At 72.9% G+C, this 2,459-nt stretch carries 1 protein-coding gene and 1 pseudogene; both read left to right on the top strand.

The annotated features are described in order from the left end of the window. The first annotated feature begins 210 nt into the window (after positions 1-210). A complete protein-coding gene (locus tag DQW06_RS27890; RefSeq protein ID WP_013151431.1) occupies positions 211-1,935 on the top strand; it encodes a DEAD/DEAH box helicase in 1,725 nt (574 codons plus the stop codon). 81 nt (positions 1,936-2,016) lie between these two features. Further along, positions 2,017-2,459: pseudogene (locus tag DQW06_RS27885) on the top strand (zinc metalloprotease); the annotation flags it as partial.

The following is a 2,459-nucleotide window of genomic DNA, read 5'->3' as shown; positions in this document are numbered from 1 at the left end:
GTCCGGGGGCGGTTCCGGCGGGGAGGCGGGGACGGACGGGGCCTCCGGGTAATCCGGGACGATGGTGGACGACGAGGCGACCGGCGGGGACCGGCGGCCTTCCGGGCGGTCGGGACACGCCGTGTGCGCGGCGCCACTGGCCTGCCTCCCGGAACGGTCCACGGCGCCCGCTAACCTCATGGGGGTGAGCAACGGGGGACGATTCGCAGCATGACGGTGACGCAGACCACGACGGAGGACCGGCTCAGAGGCCTCCGCGCATGGCAGCGGGAGGCGTTCGAGGAGTACTTCCGCCGGGAACCGCGGGACTTCCTCGCCGTGGCCACCCCCGGTGCGGGCAAGACCACCTTCGCCCTCACCCTGGCCAGCGAACTCCTCCAACGCCACACGGTGCGCGCCATCACCATCGTGTGCCCCACCGACCACCTCAAGAAGCAGTGGGCCGAGGCGGCCGCCCGGTTCGGCATCGCCATCGACCCCGAGTTCCGCAACGGCCAGGGCGCCCTGGGCCGCCAGTACGTCGGCGTGGCCGTCACCTACGCCCAGGTCGCCGCCCACCCGATGCTGCACCGCAACCGGACCGAGGCGCGCAAGACCCTCGTCATCTTCGACGAGGTCCACCACGCCGGGGACGCCCTGTCCTGGGGCGACGCGGCCCGCGAGGCCTTCGACCCGGCGGCGCGCCGCCTCTCCCTGACCGGGACCCCCTTCCGGTCCGACATCAACCCCATCCCCTTCGTCGACTACGTCCAGGACAGCGCCGGGGTGCGCCGCTGCTCCTGGGACTACAGCTACGGGTACGGGCCCGCCCTGGCCGACGGGGTCGTGCGCCCCGTCATCTTCATGGCCTACTCCGGCGAGATGCGCTGGCGCACCCGCGCGGGCGACGAGCTCGCCGCCAGGCTGGGCGAACCCCTCACCCAGGACGCGCTCTCCCAGGCGTGGCGGGCCGCGCTGGACCCCAAGGGCGACTGGATCAAGCGCGTACTCCAGGCCGCCGACCGCCGCCTGACCGAGGTCCGCAAGACCCACCCCGACGCGGGGGCCCTGGTCATCGCCAGCGACCACGAGAACGCCCGCGCCTACTCGCGCATCCTGCGCCAGATCACCGGCAAGGGCGCCACGGTCATCCTGTCCGACGACCCCGGGGCCTCCAAGAAGATCTCCCGGTTCGCCGCGGGCGACGACCGCTGGATGGTCGCGGTGCGCATGGTCTCCGAGGGGGTGGACGTGCCCCGGCTGATGGTGGGCGTGTACGCCACCTCCACCAGCACCGCGCTGTTCTTCGCCCAGGCCATCGGCCGCTTCGTGCGCGTGCGCCAGCGCGGCGAGGTCGCCTCGGTCTTCCTGCCCTCCGTGCCCACCCTGCTGGAGTACGCGGGCGAGATGGAGCGCGAGCGCGACCACGTGCTCGACCGGACCCCTGGGGAGGGCGACGAGTACCCGGAGGAGGACCTGCTCCGGGAGGCCAACAAGAAGCGGGACACCCCCGACGCCGGGGAGGAACTGCCCTTCGAGACCATGGAGTCGGCGGCGGAGTTCGACCGCGCCCTCTACGACGGGGCCGAGTACGGCGGCGTGCCGGGCTCCACGGAGGAGGAGGACTTCCTGGGCCTGCCCGGTCTGCTCGACCCGCAGCAGGTCTCCCAGCTCCTGCGCAAGCGCAAGGCCGACCTCAAGGCGAGCGAGGTCAAGGCCCGCAAGGTGGAGGAGCCCGCCGAGGAGGACGGGCCCACCCACCAGGTCCTGGCCGACCTGCGCCGCGAGTTGAGCGGTCTCGTGGGCGCCTGGCACCACCGCACCGGCAAGCCGCACGGAGTGATCCACAACGAGCTGCGCCGCGCCTGCGGCGGGCCGCCCGTCGCACAGGCCACCCCGACGCAGATCCGCGAACGGATCGCCAAGATCCGCGTCTGGGCCGTCGGCGGGCGATAGGCCACCCGAAACGGGCAAACACTTCGCAAGCTCGCGCATGTCCCATAAGCCCTTCGTGTCCGCTTCATTACCTTGTGTGAGATGAGTGGACACAGCCCTCGCGGCGGCTCAGCCGCGCTCTGCACCGGACTGCTGATGTGCGGGTTCGCCCTGGCCGGGATGGTCACGGTCACGGCGCCCGGCACCGTGGCGACCGACTCCCCGCGCGCCCAGCTGGCGCCGGGGGAGTCCGAAGCTCTGGAGCCCTGCCTGCCCGGCGCCGCCAGGGTCACCGACCCCGACGCGGCCGGTCGGCCTCCCGGCGGCAGCGAGGTGACGCCCCGTCAGGCGGCCCTGTACGAACAGCAGCTCCAGGAGGCACTCGTGCCCCTGCGGGGACAGGACCTCCAACCGCCCCACACCGTCCCGGTCGTGGTGCACGTCATCTCCGCCGAGGACGGCCGCGGCGAGGTCAGCGACGAACGCGTCCAGCGGCAGATCGACGTGCTCAACGCCGCCTACGGCGGCGACACCGCCGCGGACCC

The organism is Nocardiopsis sp. TNDT3, from assembly GCF_003427465.1.
Taxonomy (GTDB): Bacteria; Actinomycetota; Actinomycetes; order Streptosporangiales; family Streptosporangiaceae; genus Nocardiopsis; species Nocardiopsis dassonvillei.
The sequence above is the reverse complement of the archived record's forward strand: the minus strand, read 5'-3'. Positions and strand labels throughout refer to the sequence as shown.

Coding starts and splice junctions, on each gene's coding strand:
- DQW06_RS27890 (WP_013151431.1), top strand. CDS start 211: ATGACGGTGACGCAGACCACGACGGAGGACCGGCTCAGAGGCCTCCGC.